This is a genomic window from Allobosea sp., assembly GCF_030695125.1.
Lineage (GTDB): Bacteria > Pseudomonadota > Alphaproteobacteria > Rhizobiales > Beijerinckiaceae > Allobosea.
Genome location: NZ_JAUYTP010000008.1, coordinates 269,693 through 290,964, shown reverse-complemented (window position 1 = coordinate 290,964; position 21,272 = coordinate 269,693). Strand labels below are relative to the sequence as shown.

Below are 21,272 nucleotides of genomic sequence, written 5' to 3'. Positions count from 1 at the left end.
CATAGCGGAAGCATCCCTCGCGCATGGTCAAGGAAGGCTTAAGGCGGTGGCAGGATTTGGTGTCGGAGTGTTGCTGGGGAGTCTTGTCGCATCTCCCGCCGGTGACTATCATGACCATCTAGGTCATTTCATCGTAGGAGGCACACGTGACCATAGCTGTGAACCACCTCTGGAGCGTCGCCGCGGCAAAGGCACGATTCTCCGAATTGATGGAGAAGGCGGCGAATGAGGGTCCGCAAACAGTGACCCGCAACGGGAGACCGACCGCCGTTGTGGTGTCTGTCGAGGAGTGGGAACGCAGGACGACCCGCAAGGGGACCTTCGCTGACTTCCTGCTCAATTCGCCCTTGCGCGGCTCCGGAATTGACCTGACGCGTGACGATCAGCCGCCGCGCGATATCGATCTGTGACCTTCCTGCTGGATACGAACGTCATCTCCGAGGGCGAGAAGCCGGCGCCAAATGCCGAGGTCATCCAGTTCCTGGCGCAGGTGAACGAAGACAGCCTCTACCTCAGCGTCGTCACCATGGCCGAACTCCATCGCGGCCTGGCGCTGATGGACAGCGGCCGCCGTCGTGACCGGCTGGCGCACTGGATCGAAACGGAACTGCCCTCCCGCTTCGGCGAACGACTGCTTCCCTTCGACCTGCCGACGGCGGCAGCTTGGGGTGACATCATGGCCGCGTCGCGTCGCGACGGCCTGAACCTCCAGATGATGGACGCCATGCTGGCGGCCACCGCCGTGGTTCATGGGTTGACCCTGGTAACGCGAAATGTCCGGGATTTCGCACGGCTCGGGTTGCCGATCCTAAACCCCTGGGACGCGGCCTGACGCCCCCTACTCGGCCGCCTCCGCCAGCGGCGCCGGGGCGACCCATTTCAGCACGGGCTGGCGCGCGGCACGGGTCTCGTCCAGGCGGCGCAGCGGGGCGTGGTGCGGGGCGCCGGTGAAGCGCTGCTTGTCGTTGCCCTTGGCGGCCATGGCGAGGTCGCGCAGTGTCGCGATGAAGAGGTCGAGCGAGGCCTTCGATTCCGATTCGGTCGGCTCGATCAGCATGGCGCCATGGACGACCAGCGGGAAATACACCGTCATCGGGTGATAGCCCTCGTCGATCATCGCCTTGGCGAAGTCGAGCGTGGTGACGCCGGTGCCCTTCAGCCACTCATCGTCGAACAGCGCCTCGTGCATCGAAGGGTGATCCGGGAACGGCAGCGACATCAGGTCCGAGAGGCCGGCGCGGATGTAATTGGCGTTCAGAACCGCGTCCTCTGAGGCCTGCTTCATGCCATCCGAACCATGGCTGAGCATGTAGGTGAGCGCGCGGACATACATGCCCATCTGGCCATGGAAGGCGGTCATGCGGCCGAAGGGCTGGTTGCCCTCGGGCGCATCGGCGGCGTTCTCGACCAGGCGGGCCGCGCCGCCCTCGACATGGATGAACGGCATCGGCGCGAAGGGCGCAAGCCGCTCCGACAGCACGACCGGGCCCGAGCCTGGGCCGCCGCCGCCATGGGGCGTCGAGAAGGTCTTGTGCAGGTTGATGTGCATGGCGTCGACGCCGAGATCACCCGGCCGGGCCTTGCCGACGATGGCGTTGAAATTGGCGCCGTCGCAGTAGAAATACGCGCCGGCCTCATGCATCGCGGCGGCGATCTCGACGATCTGCGGCTCGAAGATGCCGCAGGTGTTGGGGTTGGTCAGCATGATCGCGGCGATGTCGGGGCCCAGCAGGGCCTTGACGTCCTCGACCGCGACGGTGCCGTCCGGGCGCGCCGGGACGGAGCGCACCGAGAAGCCGATCAGGGCTGCGGTCGCCGGGTTGGTGCCGTGCGCCGATTCGGGGACGAGCACGACATTGCGGGTCGCGCCCTCGCCCTTGGCGGCGATGGCGGCCTTGATCGCCATCATGCCACAGGCCTCGCCATGGGCACCGGCCTTGGGTGACAGGGCGACGGCCGGCATGCCGGTCAGCGTCATCAGATAGCGCGAGAGCTCGAGCATGACCTCGAGCGCGCCCGGCACGGTCGAGACCGGCTGAAGCGGGTGCACGTCGGAGAAGCCGGGCATGCGCGCCGTCTTCTCGTTGAGGCGGGCATTGTGCTTCATCGTGCAGGAGCCGAGCGGGAAGAGCCCGGTGTCGATGCCGTAGTTCTTCTGGCTGAGGCGCACATAGTGGCGCATCGCCTCGGGCTCGGAGAGGCCGGGCAGGCCGATCTCGCCCTTGCGGGCGTGGCTGCCGAGGCGGCTCTTGAACGGCGCGGGCGCGTCGATGTCGACGCCGGTGGTCTCGGGATGGCCGATCTCGAAGATCAGCGGCTCGATCTGCTGCAGCGCGCGGTTGCCGGTGAAGGTCGCATGCGGCTCATGGGCGGACACGGTGCCCTGGGTGGGACGTCCCTGACGGTTCAGCATCTTTAAGATCCTACTTTGAAGTCGGCACGATTTGAGCCATCGCGAAATACGACAGGATTTTCAACGGAACGAACACCGAAGCAGCCGCACCAATTAACCCTATAAATACCGTTAATACCAAATTTATATTATCGTTCGACGAAGAAACCTTAATTGTCAGTCTATTTATAAACAAATTATATAAAAATAATATTACTAGCGACTGACCTATCATGTATATTGCTAATATTAATATTGATTTTGTCCTAGAAAATAACAATAAGAGCGCCGACAAAGCAATTAACCATCCGATTAACTTGAAGTACATGTCGGTAAAATTATAGGAAAAATCGATTACTAAATTTTTCCAGGCTTCCGGAGTCTTTTTCGATGTAAAATCGATTAGTATTTCTCGATTATCCAGTGCCATCACAGCACCTCCGCGAGCGCCGCCACGAAGGCCGCCCGATCCTCGTTCGTGTTGACTTCGGTCGAAGCGATCAGGAGCAGGTCGTCGAGCCCCGCCTGCGGCAGCAGGCGCGACACCGGCACGCCGCCGAGAATGCCCTTCGCTGCGAGCGCTTCGACCACATCGGCCGCCGGCCTGGGCAGCTTCACGGTGAACTCGTTGAAGAAGCTGTCGTTGAGCACAGACACGCCCTTCACACCGGCCAGCGCGTCGGCGAGCGCCACGGCATTGGCGTGGTTGACCTCAGCGAGGCGCTCCAGCCCCGTCTGGCCGAGCAACGTCATATGGATGGTGAAGGCCAGGCAGCAGAGGCCGGAATTCGTGCAGATGTTCGAGGTCGCCTTGTCCCTGCGGATATGCTGCTCGCGCGTCGAGAGCGTCAGCACGAAGCCGCGCTGGCCGGCGGCATCGACCGTCTCGCCGCAGAGCCGGCCCGGCATCTGGCGGATGTATTTCGACTTGGCGGCGAAGAGCCCGACATAGGGGCCGCCGAAGTTCAGGGCATTGCCGATCGACTGGCCCTCGCCGACGACGATGTCGGCGTCCTGCGCGCCCGGCGGCTCGATGGCGCCCAGCGAGACGACCTCGGTGAAGACCGCGATCAGCAGCGCGCCATGGGCATGGGCCTTGGCGGCGATCGGCTTCAGGTCGCGCAGATTGCCGAAGACGTCGGGATTCTGGACGACGACGCAGGAGGTCTCGTCATCGATCTGGGCGAGGATGTCCTCGCCGGCCGTCACATCGGGCGGCAGCGAGACGACCGTGTCGCTCGCCATCTCCGACAGCGTGCGCACGACATCGGCATAGTGCGGGTGGAGGCCGCCCGACAGCACGGCCTTTTTGCGCTTGGTGACGCGGTGCGCCATCAGCACGGCCTCGCCGGTGCCGGTCGAGCCGTCATACATCGAGGCGTTGGCGACATCCATGCCGGTCAGCGCCGCGACCTGCGTCTGGAATTCGAAGAGATATTGCAGGGTCCCTTGCGCGATCTCGGGCTGGTAGGGCGTGTAGCTTGTCAGGAATTCCGAGCGCTGGATCAGATGGTCGACCGTCGCCGGGACATGGTGCTTGTAGGCACCGGCGCCGACGAAGAAGGGCACTGAGGAGGCCGCGACGTTGCGGGCCGACATCTTGGCCATGATGCGCTCGACTTCGAGCTCGCCCCGGGCACGCGGCAGATCGACGGGCGCCTTCAGCAACTTGTCGGCCGGCACGTCGGAGAACAGGGCATCGACATCCGCGACGCCGATGCGGGCGAGCATGTCCTCGCGGTCGGTGTCGGTCAGGGGGAGATAGCGCATGGGTTTTCCTCGAATGGCGTCATGCTCGGGCCTGACCCGAGCATCTCTTCAACCAGTGCCCTCTCCTCACGAGATTCTCGGATCTCCGCTTCGCTGCGTCCGAGAATGACGGGGAGGTTCGGCTCACAGCGTCTTGAGGTAGTTCTGGTACTCGGCCTCGCTCATCAGGCCCTCCAGCTCGGCGGCGTCGCTGAGCTTGAGCTTCAGGAACCAGCCCTTGCCGGAGGGATCCTCGTTGACCGTGCCGGGCGCGCCTTCGAGTTCGCTGTTGACGGCCACGACCTCGCCGGAGACCGGCGCGTAGACCTCGGAGGCCGCCTTCACGCTCTCGACCACGGCCGCCTCGCCGCCCTTGGCGACGGTCTTTCCGAGGCTGGGCAATTCGACGAAGACGACGTCGCCGAGCTGGCCCTGGGCGAAGTCGGTGATGCCGACGATGCCGGTATCGCCCTCGATGCGGATGTATTCGTGGTCCTTGGTGTAGCGGGTCTCGGACATGAGTTCAGTCTCCGGGAACAGAAAACGGGGTGAGGTTCAGCGCTTGTAGCCGTTGGGGACGAAGGGCATCGCCGCCACGACGGCCGGCAGAGGCTTGCCGCGCACGATCAGGTGGAGCGGGGTGCCCGGCGCGCTGTGCGCCTTGGCGACATAGCCCATGGCGCAGGGGGCGTTCAGCGTCGGGCCGAAGCCCCCGGAGGTGACCTTGCCGACGATCTCGCCCTCGGGGGTGGCGATCTCGGCGCCCTCGCGAGCGGGAGCCCGGCCTTCCGGCAGCAGGCCGACGCGGACGCGGCCGACGCCCTCGGCAAATTCGCGCTGGATGCGGGCGGCACCGGGGAAGCCCCCCTCCTCGCGGCGGCGCTTCTGGATCGACCAGGTCAGCGCGGCCTCGACGGGGGATGTCGTGGTGTCGATGTCGTGCCCGTAGAGGCACAGGCCGGCTTCCAGCCGCAGCGAATCACGCGCGCCAAGCCCGATCGGCTTGACCGTGGCGTCGAGCAGCAGCGTGTCCCAGATCTCGCCGATCTTGGTGGCTGCGGCCGAAATCTCGTAGCCGTCCTCGCCGGTGTAGCCGGAACGGCTGACATTGGCCTTGATGCCGGCGACCTTCATGGTGCGCGAGGTCATGAAGGCCATCTCGCGGGCCTCGGGGGCGATCGCGGCCAGCGCCGCTTCGGCCGCCGGGCCCTGGATCGCGATCAGGCCGCGATGCTCGGCCCGGATCAGCTTCACGTTTGCCGGCAGGCGCGCCTCGATATGGGCGTAGTCGTCCGTCTTGCAGGCGGCGTTGACGACGAGATAGAGCGCGCCGTCCTCGTCGGGATCGATCGAGCGCGTCACCATCAGATCGTCGAGAATGCCGCCCTCCTCGTTCAGGAGCTGCGAATAGCGCTGCTTGCCCGGCGCGAGATTGACGATATCGGCGGGAATCAGCGCCTCGAGGGCGCGCGCCGTGGTCTCGTGATCGGGGCCGACCAGGAAGCACTGGCCCATATGCGAGACGTCGAAGAGACCGGCCTTCTCGCGGGTCCAGTTGTGCTCGGTCAGGATGCCAGTGGGGTACTGCACCGGCATGTCGTAGCCGGCGAAGGGCACCATGCGGGCGCCGAGCGCGACATGGCGGGCATGGAGGGGGGTCTTGAGTACGATGGCCTCGGGCGAAGCCCCGGCATCGGCAACAGCGGCATCCATCGACGGCCCCTTCCAGAGTCGAGCGCAAGCCCCGGACGGATGTGTCCGGAACGCGCCCCCTCTGTCTTGGAACCTGAGAGATTTCCCCGAGCCGGCATGGTGGCGCCGGACAGGTTACACCCGTCGGTGGACGGGATTTCTCCCGCCGCTTTCCAGAGTGCCAGTTCCCACGCGGTCCGTTTGCCTGAGCGTTTCCGGGGCGGTTGCGCCTTCGGCGCCGGGTCTGGCCTGAACCAGTCCCGGTCTCTCCCGCGGGGATGTTGCGGCTGGGGGCAGAGATACTAGACGCCCCGCCCAAGTCAATCGCGGCGCTGCCTTCTTAACAGGCAACCCGCGCGACTCTTTGCAGCGCAGGCTTCGAATTCCCTCCCCCGCTTGCGGTGGGAGGCAATCAGGTCTTGCCGCGGCTTTCCGCTGCTCAGCGCCGACGCGCCGGCATGGCCGCGCCAGCGCCGAGGCCGACGATGATCTCGACCTCGCCGCGACCGGCGGGGACCACGATGCCGTCCTCGACATGCGAGAAATCGGTGCCGCCCTGCCCCAATGCGACCGTGCCGCCGACGCGCGCGCTGCGGCGGGCGATCTGCGTCGTGCCGCGGGTGACGAGCGTCGTCAGCGTCGCGCCATAGGTGCCGGGGCCGCCGGCGGGGCCGAGCAGGATGCGGCCTTCGACGCCGACCTTGAGGCGATAGCCGCCATTGCCGGTGGGCGTGCATTCGCGCGCAACGTTCAGGATCGAGATCTGGTGGCGCAGGCCGCCACTGTCCTGGCCGGACTGGGCTCGCACCGCGGCGCCGCCATCGGCGATGACCACCTCCGGGCAGATCAGGCGCTCATCCTCCTCGTCCTTCGGCAGTTGGTCGGCCGGCGGAGGCGTCGTCGACTGGAACATCACGACGTTGCCGAACGTCTGCATCGCGCTCGGCTGCCCCGAGGACGAGCCCGACGAACCGCAGCCGGCGAGGCCGAGGCAGAGGAAAGGGACGGCCAGCAGGCTGGGCCGACGAAAAAGCGCATCACTCACGGCAGGGTCTCCACGCCGGGGCCAAAGCCGTTGAGGGAGACGGGAACGCCCACCCCCTCTTCCGGCGTCTGAAACACGATGAAGGTGGCGCTCTTGCCGCCCTTGAGCTGCCCGAGCAGCGTGTCGTCCATCACCACCTCGGCGACACAGCCGGTGGTCAGGCAGCGCACGAAGCCGGCGCGGCCGATGTCCTTGTCGTCGATCTTGAGGCCGAGCCCCGACGGCAGCAGCACGCCGAGCGGGGCGACCACGCGCAGGAGCCGGCTCTTCTGATCGGCGGTCTTGAGCACGATCACGAGCAGCGTCAGGTTCGGCCGGTCCTCGGCCGCGACGTTCTGGACGAGCGCGCATTGCTCGGTCTTGGCGCCGGGCGGCACCTCGCAGCGCATCTGCCAGTCGCCATGCGTCGACTTGACGGCGCCCTGCGCCAGCGCCGTGCCGGCCGTCATGCCCATGGCGGCCAGCGACAGCGCGGCGGCGCAGACAGGTCCGATGATCCTACCCATCGCTGCGTTTCCTCCAAACCGGCGGACTTATGCCGGGCCCGCCTCCATATCCCGCCTCGCATGTCTATGAGGAGGATTGGGGCATCATGGCGACCCCGCAAAGGGAAGCCCGCCGCGGCTGATCAATCGATTGCGTTGGGACCATGCAGGCTCCGCCCTGTCAAGGCGCAGCCCGCTCGTCACCCGTCGCGGCGGGCTCGATCTCGCGCGATTATGCCGCATAGGATGCGTCGGCGCCTCGCATTGCCCCTCTGGCGCAAGCGTGATCTTTGATTTATCGCAATCCCGAAGAGCAAGGTGACCTCGCGGTCGCAATGGTCGTGCATGGGTTGAAGCGGGCGACGGACATCCCGGGGGATGCCAAAGCACACTGCCCGGGCGCGGCGTGATGAGGAGCTATGTCGGATCGATGCGATTTATGAGCAGGACCTTAGCCACCGTGGCCGCATCGGCCCTCGCCGTCTGCGCGACGACGCTGCTTCCCGACGTCGCCACCGCCGGGACCGGCATGCCGAGCCCGTGGCAGCTCAACCTGCAGGGCGCCGCGACCGAAGTCGCCGCCTATATCCGCTGGTTCAGCGACTGGCTGAACGTCATCATCTTCGCGATCACGATTTTCGTGCTGGGGCTGCTGATCTATGTGGCCTGGCGCTTCAACGAGAAGGCCAACCCGACCCCGTCGAAGACGACGCATAACGCGCTGCTCGAGGTCGCCTGGACGGTCGTTCCGGTGCTGATCCTGGTCGTCATCGCCATCCCGTCCTTCCGGCTGCTCAAGCTCCAGCTCGAAATCCCGCAGGCCGACATCACCGTGAAGGTGACCGGCAAGCAGTGGTACTGGTCCTATGAGTACCCGCAGGACGGCGCCGCCTTCACCTTCGATTCGCTGATGCTCGACGAGAAGCAGCGCGCCGAGGCGATCGCGGGCAACAAGATCGCCGCCGCAGAGGCGCCTCGCCTGCTCGCCGTCGACAACGAGGCCCTGGTGCCGGTCGGCAAGATCGTTCGCGTCCAGGTCACCGCCGCCGACGTGATCCACAAGTTCACCGTGCCGTCCTTCGGCATCAAGATCGACGCCATCCCCGGCCGCCTGAACGAAACCTGGTTCAAGGCCGATCGCGAAGGCATCTATTACGGCCAGTGCTCGTTCATCTGCGGGCAGAATCACGCCTACATGCCGATCGCCTTCCGCGTCGTCAGCCAGGAGCGCTACACCGCGTGGCTGGCCGAATCGAAGCAGAAATTCGCCAATGCCGGCGACGCGGCCGGCAAGGTCGCGGTCGCCGGCCAGTAGCCTTCCCATCATGCGGGCGATGCCCGCATCGACCCCGATTTGACTGACTGTCGCGAACCGATTTCGCACGAGGAGACCAAGGCGATGGCAACAGCGGCTCCGCACGCTCCCGCCCACGGACATCACGACGCCGAACATGCCCACCCGACCGGGTGGCGCCGTTGGCTGATGTCGACCAACCACAAGGATATCGGCACGCTCTACCTGATCTTCTCGATCGTGGCGGGGCTGGTCGGCGGTTTCCTCTCGATCATGATGCGCATCGAGTTGCAGCAGCCGGGCCTGCAGATCTTCGCCAACGGCCAGAGCTACAACGTCTTCGTCACCGGCCACGGCCTGATCATGATCTTCTTCATGGTCATGCCCGCCGTCATCGGCGGCTTCGGCAACTGGTTCGTGCCGCTGATGATCGGCGCGCCGGACATGGCGTTCCCGCGCATGAACAACGTCTCGTTCTGGCTGACGGTCGCCGCCTTCATCCTGCTGATCATGTCGATGTTCATGGACGGCGCCCCGGGCGCCAAGGGCGTCGGAACCGGCTGGACGATCTATCCGCCCTTCTCATCCTCCGGACATCCGGGCCCGGCGGTGGATTTCGGCATCTTCGCGCTGCACCTGGCGGGTGCGGCCTCGATCCTCGGCGCGATCAACTTCATCACCACGATCCTGAACATGCGCGCGCCCGGCATGACCATGCACAAGATGCCGCTGTTCGCCTGGGGCGTGCTGGTGACGGCCTTCCTGCTGCTGCTGGCGCTGCCGGTTCTGGCGGGCGCGATCACCATGCTGCTGACCGACCGCAACTTCGGCACGACCTTCTACGACCCGGCCGGCGGCGGCGACCCGATCCTGTACCAGCACCTGTTCTGGTTCTTCGGGCACCCGGAAGTCTACATCATGATCCTGCCGGCCTTCGGCATCATCAGCCACATCATCTCGACCTTCTCGCGCAAGCCGATCTTCGGCTATCTCGGCATGGCCTACGCCATGGTGGCGATCGGCGTCGTCGGCTTCATCGTGTGGGCGCACCACATGTACACCGCCGGCCTGTCGCTCAACACGCAGCGCTATTTCGTGTTCGCGACGATGGTCATCGCGGTGCCGACCGGCATCAAGATCTTCTCCTGGATCGCGACGATGTGGGGCGGCTCGATTCGCTTTACCGCGCCGATGGTCTGGGCGATCGGCTTCATCTTCCTGTTCACAGTCGGCGGCGTCACCGGCGTCGTGCTGGCCAATGCCGGCGTCGATCGCTCGCTGCATGCGACCTACTACGTCGTGGCGCATTTCCACTACGTGCTGTCGCTGGGCGCCGTGTTCGGCATCTTCGCCGGCTTCTACTACTGGTTCCCGAAGATGAGCGGCTACATCATCCCGGACTGGATCGGAAAGCTGCATTTCTGGGTGGCCTTCTTCGGCTCGAACCTGCTGTTCTTCCCGCAGCACTTCCTCGGGCTGGCCGGCATGCCGCGTCACTATGTGGACTATCCCGACGCCTTCGCGGGCTGGCACTACTGGTCGTCGATCGGCTCCTACATCTTCGCCGGCGGCCTGCTGATCTTCTTCTACGGCCTCTATGTCGCCTTCACCCGCAAGGAGCTCGCCGGCGACAATCCGTGGGGCGAAGGCGCCACCACGCTGGAGTGGACGCTGTCCTCGCCGCCGCCCTTCCACCAGTTCGAGACGCTGCCGCGCATCGCCGGCTCGGACCACTGATCGTCACAGGCGGCGGGCCCCAGGGCCCGCCGCCGCCCCTCCCCCGAGCGCCTCGCGCAGGCGTTCCGGAGACGGGCGGCCAATGCCGCTGAACCTGACCGGAACGCGCATCCGACGCGTTGACGGGAATCGAGACCACAAAGCCGATGTCTGCTGCTTTCGACACCCAGACCGATAGCGCCACGCTGACCTCCACCGGGGAGGCGCGCGATTTCTTTGCGCTGCTCAAGCCGCGCGTGATGTCGCTGGTCGTGATCACGGCGATGGCCGGCATGGCGACCGCGCCGGGCTCGGTGCATCCGGTGATCGCGTTCGCGGCCCTGCTGGCAATCGCCGTGGGCGCCGGCGCGTCGGGCTGCCTCAACATGTGGTACGACGCCGACATCGACCAATTGATGAGCCGCACCGCCAAGCGCCCGATTCCGGCGGGCCGCGTGCTGCCCTCGGAGGCGCTCGCCTTCGGGCTGACGCTGTCGGTCGGGTCGGTGATCGTGCTGGGGCTGGTCGCCAATCTGCTCTCGGCGGCGATGCTCGCCTTCACGATCTTCTTCTACGCCGTGGTCTATTCGATGTGGCTGAAGCGCTGGACGCCGCAGAACATCGTCATCGGCGGTGCGGCGGGCGCCTTTCCGCCGATGATCGGCGAGGCGGTCGTCACCGGCGATCTCGGCATTCATTCGATCGTGCTGTTTGCGATCATATTCCTGTGGACGCCGCCGCATTTCTGGGCGCTGGCGCTGGTCAAGGCGGCCGATTACGGCCGCGCCGGCATCCCGATGATGCCCAACGCCGCAGGCCCCGCCGCGACGCGCCGCCAGATCGTGCTGTACACGCTGGCGATGGCCCCGGTCGCCGTGCTGCCCGCCCTGATGGGCTTCGGCGGGCTGGCCTATCTCATCGTCTCGATCGCGACCGGGCTGGTGATGATCGCGCTCTCCATTCGCGTCTGGCGGACGACCGAGGGCGAGGCCGCGACCAAGGCCTGCTACCGCCTGTTCGGCTTTTCGATCCTGTATCTGTTCGGTCTCTTTGCCGTCCTGCTGGTCGAGAACGGCCTCGGCCTGATGTGGGCGCTGCCCAAGGTGATCGGATGACCGAACCCGTCAAGCAGCCCATCGTCCCCGCGGCCTTTTCGCCGGAGGACATGGCGCGCCGCCGCCGTCGTTCGATCGCACTCGCACTCGTGCTCGGTGGGCTCGTGGTGTTTTTCTTCATCGTAACGTTGGTCAAGACGGGTCCCGCCATCCTCAACAGGCCGCTGTGATGGACATATCTGCGAAAACCGCACCGACGCCGCCGCAGGGGCGGTCTCACAAGAACAGCCGCACCGTGCTGGTGTGCCTCGGCGTCGTGATGGGCATGACCGGCCTGTCCTTCGCCGCCGTGCCGCTCTACGACATGTTCTGCCGGGTGACGGGCTTCGGCGGCACGCCCATGGTCGGGACGGCCGGCGCCAGCACGATCCTGGACCGGACGATGTCGGTGCGGTTCGACGCCAATGTCGCGCCCAATCTGGGCTGGAAGTTCGAGGCCGAAAGCCCCGAGGTCACCCTGCGCGTCGGCGAGACCAAGACGGTGTTCTACAAGATCACCAACCGCACCGACCGGCCCTCGACCGGCATCGCGAGCTACAACATCGCGCCTGACAAGGGTGCCGCCTTCTTCGTCAAGATCCAGTGCTTCTGCTTCACCGAGCATACGCTGCAGCCCGGCGAGAGCCTGGAGGCCCCGGTGGTGTTCTACATCGACCCCGAAATCGCCGATAAGCGCGAACTCGACGGGCTCAAGGCGGTGACCTTGTCGTATACCTATTTCGCCTCGAAGGGCGGGCAACCCCTCGCCCAGGGTGCAGCAGCCCCCGTCAAGGGTGACGCGGGCAAATCGAACCTGTAGAGATCGGCGCCGGAAACGAGCGCTACATAGTCGGACGCGGAGACTGATCACGATGGCCGGGGCCAACACCAAGAACCACGACTACCACCTCGTCGATCCGAGCCCGTGGCCGCTCGTCGGCTCGGCCAGCGCGACGATCATGGCGACCGGCGCCGTGATGTGGATGAAGGCGATGGAACTGGGCGGCATGAAGCTCGGCCCGCTCGTCTTCGGGATCGGCACGCTCGGCGTGCTCTACACCTTCCTCGCCTGGTGGATGGATGTGGTGCGCGAGGCCGAGCATGAGGGCCACCACACCCGCGTCGTGCAGATGCATCACCGCTACGGCATGCTGATGTTCATCGCCTCCGAGGTGATGTTCTTCGTCGCCTGGTTCTGGGCCTTCTTCGACGCCAGCCTGTTCGCCGGCGAGGCCATCAACTACACCCGCAAGGAATTCACCGGCGGCGTCTGGCCCCCGACCGGCATCCAGACCTTCGATCCCTGGCACCTGCCGCTGCTCAACACGCTGATCCTGCTGACCTCGGGCACGACCGTGACCTGGGCCCACCACGCCCTGATCCATAACGACCGGGCCGGGCTGAAGCAGGCGCTGTGGCTGACCGTCATTCTCGGCGTGCTGTTCACGATCTGCCAGATCTACGAATACTCGCACGCCTCCTTCGCCTTCGCCGGCCATATCTACGGCGCGACCTTCTTCATGGCGACCGGCTTCCACGGCGCGCATGTGGTGATCGGCACGATCTTCCTGGCGGTCTGCCTGTACCGGGTCTATCTCGGCCACTTCAAGCCGGCCCAGCATCTCGGCTTCGAGTTCGCAGCCTGGTACTGGCATTTCGTCGACGTGGTCTGGCTGTTCCTGTTCGCCGCGATCTATGTCTGGGCGGCCGGCACGCCCGGCGCGCACTGAGCTGCAACGACATCGCAACGGCAAAGGCGGCCTCGCGGCCGCCTTTGCGCTTTCTAGAGCTGATGATTTCGCGTTGAACCACGTCGTCATCCTGGGCGACCGCAGGTCGTCCCGGGATCCATCATCGGGCAGGATGTCGCCCGATGATGGATCCCGGAGCTGCGCCGCTTCGCGGCTTGTCCAGGATGACGGTCGCGTTTTCGACCGGTGTCGTCGTGCTCTGGCATGACACTCCAGGAGGCCGCCATGGCCGACGATCACGTCCACCTGCCCTCGCCCTACAAGACCGGCCTCGCCGGGCGCTGCCCCCGCTGTGGCGAGGGCCTGTTGTTCGAAGGCTTCCTGAAGGTGCGCCCGCGCTGCGCGGCCTGCGGGCTGGACTTCAGCTTCGCCGATTCGGCCGACGGGCCGGCGGTGTTCATCATGCTGATCGCGGGCTTTTCGGTGCTGGGCGCGGCGCTTTATGTCGAGATCGCCTATGAGCCGCCGATCTGGCTGCATCTGGCGATCTGGCTGCCGCTGGCGGTGATCGTCTGCCTCGCCCTGCTGCGCCCGATGAAAGGCCTCGCGGTGTCGCTGCAATATGTCCACAAGGCGCAGGAAGGCAGGCTCGAAAAGTGAGCGAGACCGCCCCCTCGGCCGCCCTCTCCCCGCGCCGTCCCCGCCTGCTCTGGCCGGCGCTGCTGTCGATCCTCGGTGTTGCCATCCTGTGCACACTCGGGGCGTGGCAGATCGCGCGGATGAGCGAGAAGCGCGTCTTCATCGACCGGCTCGCCGCGCAGGCCGCCGGCGCGCCCGCCGCCATGCCGGCCGCCGCGAACTGGGCTTCTCTCGATCCCGCCACGCTCGACCTGACGCGGGTGAGCGCACTGGGAACCTTCATCGATGGCCCCTTCGCCGGGGTCCGCACGACCATCGCCGCCGGCGAACGGGGAACACGCCAGCTTGCCGGCTTCGGCCGCTGGATCTTCCAGGGGTTTAGGCTCGCCGATGGCGGCGTCATCCTGGTCAATCGCGGCTTCGTGCCGGAAGGGCGGCTGCGCGAGATCAAGCCGGCCTCGGGGCCTGCGACCGTCACCGGCTTCCTGCGCGCGCCGGAAGGCCGCGGCTCCTTCACGCCGGCCGATCTGCCGGCCAATCGCGAGTTCTACACCCGAGATCCGGCAGCGATCGCCGCCTCGCTGGGTATCGGGGCAGCGGCACCGTTCTATCTCGAGGCCGAGCGCCAGGGCGACGGGCTGACGCCCCCGGCCGGCGTCGATGCCAACGAGCTGATCGCGCGCATCCCCGACAACCACCTCTCCTATGCGCTGACCTGGTTCGGGCTGGCGGCGACGCTGATCGGGGTGTTTGCGGCGTTTGCCTGGCAGGGGCGCGGGAAAGACGGACAAGGCAATCCATAGCCTACTCGCCGTCATGGTCGGGCTTGTCCCGACCATCCACGTCTCTTGCGTCGAGCCCTATGATCGAGACGTGGATGCTCGCCACGAGGGCGAGCATGACGGAGTGCCCTGTCTCTAGCCGCTTTGCGTGCCGCTCGCCCTTTGCCCTCCGCGACCCACGGGCCTATAGCTTCCCCCACGATCACGCCCTGCCCCGATCACCGAGACAAGACGCCGTGCTGCATGTGTCCACCCGCGGGGAGGCTCCCGCCCTCTCCTTTTCCGATGCGCTGCTCGCCGGGCTCGCCCGCGATGGCGGGCTTTATGTGCCCGAGAGCTGGCCTGCGATAACGCAGGACGAGATCGCCGGCTTCTCCGGTCAGAGCTATGCGCAGGTCGCGGAGCGGGTCATTGGCGCGCTGGCGGATGGCGATGTCGAGGGGGCCGCGCTGTCTGCGATGATCGCGGAGGCCTACGGCACCTTCCGGCACCCGGCAGTCTGCCCGCTGAACCAGATCGGCGACAATCTCTTCGTGCTGGAGCTGTTCCACGGCCCGACGCTCGCCTTCAAGGACGTCGCGATGCAGCTGCTCGGGCGGCTGATGGACCATGTCCTGAAGCTGCGCGGCGAGCGAGCCACCATCGTCGGCGCGACCTCAGGCGACACCGGCGGCGCAGCGATCGACGCCTTCAAGGGGCTCGAGCGGGTCGACATTTTCATCCTCTATCCGCAGGGCCGCGTCTCGGACGTGCAGCGTCGGCAGATGACGACGGTCGAGGCCGACAATGTCCATGCCATCGCGGTCGACGGCACCTTCGACGACTGCCAGAACCTGGTGAAGGCGCTGTTCAACCACCACGCCTTCCGCGACGAGATCGGCCTGTCGGGCGTGAACTCGATCAACTGGGCCCGGATCGCCGCGCAGGTGGTGTATTACTTCACCGCGGCCGTCTCGCTCGGTGCCCCTGGCCGCAAGGTCTCGTTTGCCGTGCCGACCGGGAATTTCGGCGACGTGCTGGCCGGCTTTGTCGCCAAGCGCATGGGTCTGCCGATCGAGCGCCTGCTGATCGGCACCAACAGCAACGACATCCTGGCGCGCACGCTCGCCACCGGCGCCTATGAGATGAAGGGCGTGCACGCGACAACCTCGCCCTCGATGGACATCCAGATCTCCTCGAATTTCGAGCGGCTGCTGTTCGAGGTGCATGGCCGGGACGGCGCAGCCGTGCGCCGGCTGATGCAGTCCCTCCAGCAATCGGGGCGCTTCGAGATCGCAGCCGAACCGCTGGCCGCCATCCGCGCCGAGTTCGACGCCGTCGGCATCGACGAGGCGGCGACCTCTGCCGAGATCGGCCGGACCTGGCGCGAGGCAGGCTATCTGCTCGATCCGCATACGGCGGTGGGCGTCGCGGCCGCGCGCGGGGGTCTGCTGAAGGACCTCGCGACGCCGATGATTGTGCTGGGGACCGCGCACCCCGCCAAGTTCCCGGCCGCTGTGAAGCTCGCCAGCGGCGAGACGCCGGCTCTCCCGGCCCATCTTGCCGATCTGATGGAGCGGCAGGAGCGGTTCTCCTCGCTGCCCAACGACCAAGGCGCGATCGAGGCCTTCGTGCGGGCCAAGGCCCGGGCCGTCCGGAGCGCCGCGGCATGAGTGCGAAAACGATTGTGGAGATACAGGCTGAGATGAGCGCAACGGGGCCCGCCGAGGCGGCCGAGGTCGCGGCGACCGGCGTGCGCGGCGCGCATGATCCCGATGTCGGACTGACCACGCTTCCGTCTGGCCTGCGCGTCGTCTCGCAGCGCATGGCGCATGCGGCGACGGTTTCGCTGGGCATCTGGATCGGCTCGGGCTCGCGTGACGAGCTGCCTCATGAGCATGGGCTGGCGCATTTGCTCGAGCATATGGCCTTCAAAGGCACGGCCCGGCGCAGCGCCCTCCAGATCGCCGAGGAGATCGAAAGCGTCGGCGGCGATCTCAACGCCGCGACATCGGTCGAATACACCTGCTACACCGCCCGCGTGCTCGGCTCCGACCTGCCGCTCGCGGTCGACATCCTCGCGGACATCCTGACCGCCTCCTCTCTCACCGAAGAGGAGCTGAAGCGCGAGAAGGGCGTCATCCTGCAGGAGATCGGCGCCGTCCAGGATACGCCCGACGATCTCGTCTATGACCGCTTCCTGCAGGCGGCCTTCCCCGACCAGCCGCTGGGCCGACCGATCCTGGGCACCGCCAAGACGGTCAAGGGCTTCACGCCCGACGCGATCCGCGGCTATCTCGCCCGCAACTACCATGCCGGCAACATGGTGCTGGCGGCCTCCGGCGCCGTCGATCACGAGGAGCTGGTGGCGCTGGCGCAAGAGCACCTCTCCGCCCTGCCGCCCAGCCCCGCCACCCTGCCGGCTCGCGAGGACGGGCACTATCGCGGCGGCGAAGCCCGGATCGGCAGCGACGAGGAGCAGGTCCATCTGGTGCTCGGCTTCCCCGGCCAGGCCTTCAAGGACGGCGCGCATTACCCGCTGCAGATCTTCTCCTCGGTGCTGGGCGGCGGGTTGTCGTCGCGGCTGTTCCAGGAGGTGCGCGAAAAGCGCGGGCTCGCCTATGCGGTCGATGCCTTCCACTGGCCCTTCTCGGATTGCGGCGTCTTCGGCATCGGCGCCGGCACGGCGCCGGAGGATGTCGGCGAGTTGATCGAGGTCGCGCTCGCCTGCCTGCGGCAGGCCGCGGAAGACACCACCGAGGCCGAGGTGGCGCGCGCGCGGGCCCAGATGAAGCTCGGCCTGCTGGCATCGCTGGAGAGCCCCGGCGGCAAGCTTGAGCAGATGGCCCGCCAGGTGCTGCTGTTTGGACGCGCGATTCCGCGTGAGGAGCTGGCGGCGCGGCTCGACGCCGTGACGCTGGAGGATGTGCGGGCCGCCGGGCGCTCGCTGCTCGGCCACCAGCCGACGATCGCGGCGGTGGGCCCCCTGCAGGGCTTGCCGCCGGCCCAGCGGCTCAAGCACGCGGCCCGGGCGACGGACTGACGGGGATGGCGCTCTTCCGCTTCGCGACCGACCCACCGTCTCGACCGCTGATCCGCACGCCCAACCTGATCCTGCGTGCGCCGGCCGCCAGCGATTATGCCGCCTGGGCCGTGCTGCGAACCGAAAGCCGCGCCTTCCTGACGCCTTGGGAGCCGGTCTGGAACGAGGACGACCTGACGCGGACCTCGTTTCGGCTACGGGTCAAGCGCGCCGCCCGCGAGATCGCGTCCGACGAGGCCTATTCGCTGTTCATCCTCGACGGACACAGCGAGACGCTGCTGGGTGGGCTGACGCTCGGGCTCGTCCGGCGCGGCGTCGCCCAGGCCTGCACGCTCGGCTACTGGATGGGCGCGCGCCATGCCGGCAAGGGACATATGAGCGAGGCCGTGCGCGGGGCTTTGCGCTTCGCCTTCCAGGATCTGGCGCTGCACCGCGTCGAGGCCGCCTGCCTGCCCGAAAACGAGCCTTCGCGCCGCCTGCTCGAGCGCGTCGGCTTCCAGCGGGAGGGGCTGGCCCGGTCCTATCTGCGCATCAACGGCGCCTGGGCCGACCACCTGCTTTACGCGGCGCTGGCGAGCGACAGGCTGCCGGGCGAGGCGCGGTGACGGATTCGTCGGTGCAGGGCCGGCCATGCCCCTCCGCCGATGCCTTGCCCTTGCCACGAGCCGCCGATAGGACTGACGCCGAAGACCGCATGACCGTTCCCCGCCACAGACCCGAGCGCAGCTTGACCCTCCCCGACCGAGTGTGCCGGTTCGGCCTCAGCCTTGTCGGGCTCGTGCTCTGGCTCGTCCTCACGGCAGCCGGGCCCGCAGCCGCCGTCGAGGCCGTGCGCGTGCCCGTCGATGCCGCCGTGCTCGACCTGACCAATGTCGTCGAACGCAACAAATCCGACGGCGACGTCATCCAGATCTCGACCGCGCCGGGGCCCGACGGGATCGTGCGCCGCATCGCGGTGCGGGCGCGCGAATCAGGCGCGCGTCCGGACTGGATCGTGTTCGCGCTGACCAATGATTCCGACGAGCAAATCGACCGGCTTCTGGTCGCGCCGTTTCACCGGCTGATCGGCTCGGGCGTGATCTGGCCCGATCTCGGCGACAGCCGGATCGAAGCCGTGACCGCGAGCCAGGGCCTTTCGCCCGATCGCGAGGCGAGCCCCGACGCCGACGTCTTCCTGATCACGCTCGACCCCGGCACGACGGTGACCTTCGTCGCCGAGCTGAAATCCGCCAACCTGCCGCAGCTCTATCTCTACGAGCAGGAGGCCTATCGCCAGAAAACAAACGGGCTGACGCTCTACAAGGGCATCATCATCGGCATCGCCGGGCTGCTGGCGCTGTTCTTGACGATCATCTTCGTGGTCAAGGGCGCGGTGATCTTTCCCGCGGCCGCGGCGCTGGCCTGGGCGGTGCTCGCCTATGCCGGCCTCGATTTCGGCTTCTTCCAGCGCATCTTCCCCCTCACGCCGGCGATCGAGCGGATCTATCGCGCCGGTGCCGAGGTGGTGCTGGCGGCAACGCTTTTGGTCTTCCTGTTCGCCTATCTCAATCTGGCGCGCTGGCATGTGCGCTACAGCCACGTCACCATCGTCTGGATGCTGGGGCTCGGCGCTCTCGTCGGGCTGGCGGTGTTCGATGCGCCGATGGCGTCGGGCATTGCGCGGATATCGATCGCGGCCGTGGCGGCGGTCGGCTTCGTGCTGATCCTGCATCTGGCGACGCATGGCTACGAGCGCGCGGTGATGCTGATCCCGACCTGGTTCCTGCTCGCGGTCTGGGTGACCGCGGCCGGCTTCACCGTCACCGGCCAGTTCCAGCGCGATCTGGTCGCGCCTGCCCTGCTCGGCGGGCTCGTGCTGATCGTTCTGCTGATCGGCTTCACCGTGATCCAGCATGCCTTTGCCGGCAGCGGCCTGTCGCAGGGGCTGGTCTCCGACACCGAGCGGCGGGCGCTGGCGCTGTCGGGCTCGGGCGACCTCGTCTTCGACTGGGACGTCAGCGCCGACAAGATCTTCGTCTCGCCGCAGATCGAGACGCTGCTGGGGCTGCCGCGCGGCTCGCTCGAAGGTTCGGCCTCGCGCTGGTTCGAGCACATGCATGTCGCCGATCGCGACCGCTACCGCGTCTCGCTCGACGCCGTGCTGGAGCAGCGCCGCGGCAAGCTCAATCTCGACCTGCGCCTGCGCGCGGCCGGCGGCAACTACCACTGGTTCAACCTCAAGGCGCGGCCGGTGATCGGCTCGGACGGCGAGGTCATCCGCGTCATCGGCACGCTCGCCGACGTCACCGAGCAGCGCACCGCCCAGGAGCGGATGCTGCACGACGCCGTCCACGACAATTTGACCGGCCTGCCCAACCGCAAGCTGTTCCAGGACCGGCTGACGGCGGTGTTCGGCTTCACCAGCGCCGATGAGAACATCCGCCCGACCGTGCTGGTGATCGACATCGACCGCTTCAAGCAAGTCAACGAATCGGTCGGCTTCTCGGCGGGCGATTCGATCCTGCTGACGCTGGCGCGGCGGCTCGGCCGTCTGCTGCGGGCGCAGGACACGCTGGCGCGCATCGGCGGCGACATCTTCGCGATGATCCTGGTCTCCGAGCGCGACCCCGAGCGCATCCTGGCGCTGGCGGAACTGGTGCGCCGCGCCGTCTCGACGCCGATCACCTTCGCCGAGCGCGAAATCCTGCTGACGCCCTCGGTGGGGCTCGCCCTGTTCGACCCCGCGCCCGCCGCCCGCAAGGACGATGCGCTCAAGAACGCCGAACTCGCGATGGGCCATGCCAAGCGCCAGGGCGGCAACAAGATCGAGGTCTTCGTGCCGGCGATGCGGACCGACCGCAACGACCGGCTGGCGCTGGAGAGCGATCTGCGCCGGGCCATCGAGCGCGGCGAGATCCAGGTGATGTACCAGCCGATCGTCCGGCTGGAGGACCGCACCATCGCCGGGTTCGAGGCGCTGGTGCGCTGGGACCATCCGCGCGAGGGCCGGCTGATGCCGCAGGACTTCCTCGCCATCGCCGAGGAAACCGGGCTGATCGTCGATCTCGGCGTCTATGTGATGGACCGGACCGCGCGCGAGCTCGAGGCCTGGCAGGCGGCGCTCGACGTCGACCCGCCGATCTTCGCCAGCGTCAACGTCTCCAGCCGGCAGCTGCTGCGCCACGATCTGCTGCATGACGTGAAGACCGTGCTGGCGCGGCGGCGCATCCTGCCCGGCACGCTCAAGCTCGAGATCACCGAGAGCCTGGTGATGGAGAACCCGGAATATGCCGCGCAGATGCTCTCGCGCATCCGCGATCTCGGCGCGGGGCTTTCGCTCGACGATTTCGGCACCGGCTATTCCTCGCTGTCCTATCTGCAGCGCTTTCCGTTCGACACGATCAAGGTCGACCAGAGCTTCGTGCGCCAGATGGGCAACGGCAAGCCGCCGGTGATCCTGCGCTCGATCGTCCAGCTCGCCGCCGATCTGCGTATGGATGTGGTGGCGGAAGGCGCCGAGACGGAGTCGGATGCGATCGAGCTCTACCAGCTCGGCTGCCAGTACGCGCAGGGCTACATCTTCGGCCAGCCGATGAGCGCCGCCGAAGCGCGCCGACTGATGGGCGCGGCGGCTGCGAGTGCCAGCGAGGCGGCGTAAGCGCGCGGTGATGAAGCCGGTGGCTCTCAGAGGG

The 21,272-nt window shown here is 66.9% G+C and carries 20 protein-coding genes and 2 riboswitches; of the genes, 14 read left to right on the top strand and 6 right to left on the bottom strand.

The features are described from left to right. The first annotated feature begins 146 nt into the window (after positions 1 to 146). Together Q8S38_RS02645 and Q8S38_RS02640 are read left to right on the top strand one after the other, a co-directional pair. Positions 147 to 410: a type II toxin-antitoxin system Phd/YefM family antitoxin gene (locus Q8S38_RS02645; RefSeq protein WP_305678859.1), complete on the top strand. Its 264-nt coding sequence runs from the start codon at positions 147 to 149 to the stop codon at positions 408 to 410. Next, a complete protein-coding gene (locus Q8S38_RS02640) occupies positions 407 to 832 on the top strand; it encodes a type II toxin-antitoxin system VapC family toxin (protein ID WP_305678858.1) in 426 nt (141 codons plus the stop codon). The genes Q8S38_RS02645 and Q8S38_RS02640 overlap by 4 nt, the downstream gene beginning before the upstream one ends. Positions 833 to 838: 6 nt before the next feature. Here the strand turns inward: Q8S38_RS02640 and gcvPB are convergent, their stop codons facing one another. The 6 genes from gcvPB to Q8S38_RS02610 form a co-directional block, all read right to left on the bottom strand. Beyond that, a complete protein-coding gene (gene gcvPB, locus Q8S38_RS02635) occupies positions 839 to 2,413 on the bottom strand; it encodes an aminomethyl-transferring glycine dehydrogenase subunit GcvPB (RefSeq protein WP_305678857.1) in 1,575 nt (524 codons plus the stop codon). Positions 2,414 to 2,821: 408 nt separating this feature from the next. Then, positions 2,822 to 4,162, bottom strand: coding sequence for an aminomethyl-transferring glycine dehydrogenase subunit GcvPA (gcvPA, locus tag Q8S38_RS02630; protein ID WP_305678856.1), 1,341 nt, complete (start codon positions 4,160 to 4,162; stop codon positions 2,822 to 2,824). Positions 4,163 to 4,285: 123 nt separating this feature from the next. Next, positions 4,286 to 4,660, bottom strand: a complete 375-nt coding sequence (gcvH, locus tag Q8S38_RS02625) for a glycine cleavage system protein GcvH (protein ID WP_305678855.1) — start codon at positions 4,658 to 4,660, stop codon at positions 4,286 to 4,288. 36 nt (positions 4,661 to 4,696) lie between these two features. After that, the gene (gcvT, locus tag Q8S38_RS02620) at positions 4,697 to 5,854 is read right to left on the bottom strand and encodes a glycine cleavage system aminomethyltransferase GcvT (protein WP_305678854.1); all 1,158 of its coding nucleotides are present in this window, start codon (positions 5,852 to 5,854) and stop codon (positions 4,697 to 4,699) included. 51 nt (positions 5,855 to 5,905) lie between these two features. Continuing rightward, a riboswitch (glycine riboswitch) is annotated at positions 5,906 to 6,016 on the bottom strand. Further along, positions 6,017 to 6,116, bottom strand: a riboswitch (glycine riboswitch). It lies immediately after the preceding riboswitch. Positions 6,117 to 6,272: 156 nt separating this feature from the next. Further along, on the bottom strand, positions 6,273 to 6,878 hold the full coding sequence (locus Q8S38_RS02615) for a hypothetical protein (protein WP_305678853.1): 606 nt from the start codon (positions 6,876 to 6,878) through the stop codon (positions 6,273 to 6,275). Next, positions 6,875 to 7,384 (bottom strand): invasion associated locus B family protein, encoded by a 510-nt coding sequence (locus Q8S38_RS02610; protein WP_305678852.1) that lies wholly within the window; start codon positions 7,382 to 7,384, stop codon positions 6,875 to 6,877. The genes Q8S38_RS02615 and Q8S38_RS02610 overlap by 4 nt, the downstream gene beginning before the upstream one ends. Before the next feature lie 418 nt (positions 7,385 to 7,802). Between Q8S38_RS02610 and coxB the strand changes: the two genes are divergently transcribed. From coxB to Q8S38_RS02550, 12 genes are all read left to right on the top strand, one after another. Continuing rightward, positions 7,803 to 8,678 (top strand): cytochrome c oxidase subunit II, encoded by an 876-nt coding sequence (gene coxB, locus Q8S38_RS02605; protein WP_371125817.1) that lies wholly within the window; start codon positions 7,803 to 7,805, stop codon positions 8,676 to 8,678. 84 nt (positions 8,679 to 8,762) lie between these two features. Then, a complete protein-coding gene (ctaD, locus tag Q8S38_RS02600) occupies positions 8,763 to 10,394 on the top strand; it encodes a cytochrome c oxidase subunit I (RefSeq protein ID WP_305678851.1) in 1,632 nt (543 codons plus the stop codon). Between the two features lie 146 nt (positions 10,395 to 10,540). Further along, on the top strand, positions 10,541 to 11,488 hold the full coding sequence (locus tag Q8S38_RS02595) for a heme o synthase (protein ID WP_305678850.1): 948 nt from the start codon (positions 10,541 to 10,543) through the stop codon (positions 11,486 to 11,488). Further along, positions 11,485 to 11,658, top strand: coding sequence for a hypothetical protein (locus Q8S38_RS02590; protein WP_305678849.1), 174 nt, complete (start codon positions 11,485 to 11,487; stop codon positions 11,656 to 11,658). The genes Q8S38_RS02595 and Q8S38_RS02590 overlap by 4 nt, the downstream gene beginning before the upstream one ends. Further along, the gene (locus Q8S38_RS02585) at positions 11,658 to 12,287 is read left to right on the top strand and encodes a cytochrome c oxidase assembly protein (RefSeq protein WP_305678848.1); all 630 of its coding nucleotides are present in this window, start codon (positions 11,658 to 11,660) and stop codon (positions 12,285 to 12,287) included. The genes Q8S38_RS02590 and Q8S38_RS02585 overlap by 1 nt, the downstream gene beginning before the upstream one ends. A 52-nt stretch (positions 12,288 to 12,339) precedes the next feature. Beyond that, entirely contained in the window at positions 12,340 to 13,197 is an 858-nt protein-coding gene (locus Q8S38_RS02580; RefSeq protein WP_305678847.1) for a cytochrome c oxidase subunit 3, read from the top strand. Between the two features lie 246 nt (positions 13,198 to 13,443). Then, on the top strand, positions 13,444 to 13,818 hold the full coding sequence (locus tag Q8S38_RS02575; RefSeq protein ID WP_305678846.1) for a DUF983 domain-containing protein: 375 nt from the start codon (positions 13,444 to 13,446) through the stop codon (positions 13,816 to 13,818). Then, complete coding sequence (locus Q8S38_RS02570) at positions 13,815 to 14,600, top strand: SURF1 family protein (RefSeq protein ID WP_305678845.1); 786 nt, start codon at positions 13,815 to 13,817, stop codon at positions 14,598 to 14,600. Before Q8S38_RS02575 ends, Q8S38_RS02570 begins: the two co-directional genes overlap by 4 nt. Positions 14,601 to 14,815: 215 nt before the next feature. Then, positions 14,816 to 16,231 carry a threonine synthase gene (gene thrC, locus Q8S38_RS02565; protein WP_305678844.1) on the top strand — a complete coding sequence of 472 codons (1,416 nt, stop codon included), beginning with the start codon at positions 14,816 to 14,818 and terminating at the stop codon, positions 16,229 to 16,231. Between the two features lie 32 nt (positions 16,232 to 16,263). Next, on the top strand, positions 16,264 to 17,601 hold the full coding sequence (locus Q8S38_RS02560) for a M16 family metallopeptidase (RefSeq protein ID WP_305678843.1): 1,338 nt from the start codon (positions 16,264 to 16,266) through the stop codon (positions 17,599 to 17,601). Between the two features lie 5 nt (positions 17,602 to 17,606). After that, complete coding sequence (locus Q8S38_RS02555) at positions 17,607 to 18,206, top strand: GNAT family N-acetyltransferase (protein ID WP_305678842.1); 600 nt, start codon at positions 17,607 to 17,609, stop codon at positions 18,204 to 18,206. An 89-nt stretch (positions 18,207 to 18,295) separates the two neighbouring features. Next, entirely contained in the window at positions 18,296 to 21,238 is a 2,943-nt protein-coding gene (locus Q8S38_RS02550; RefSeq protein ID WP_371125816.1) for an EAL domain-containing protein, read from the top strand. The last annotated feature ends 34 nt before the right edge of the window (positions 21,239 to 21,272 follow it).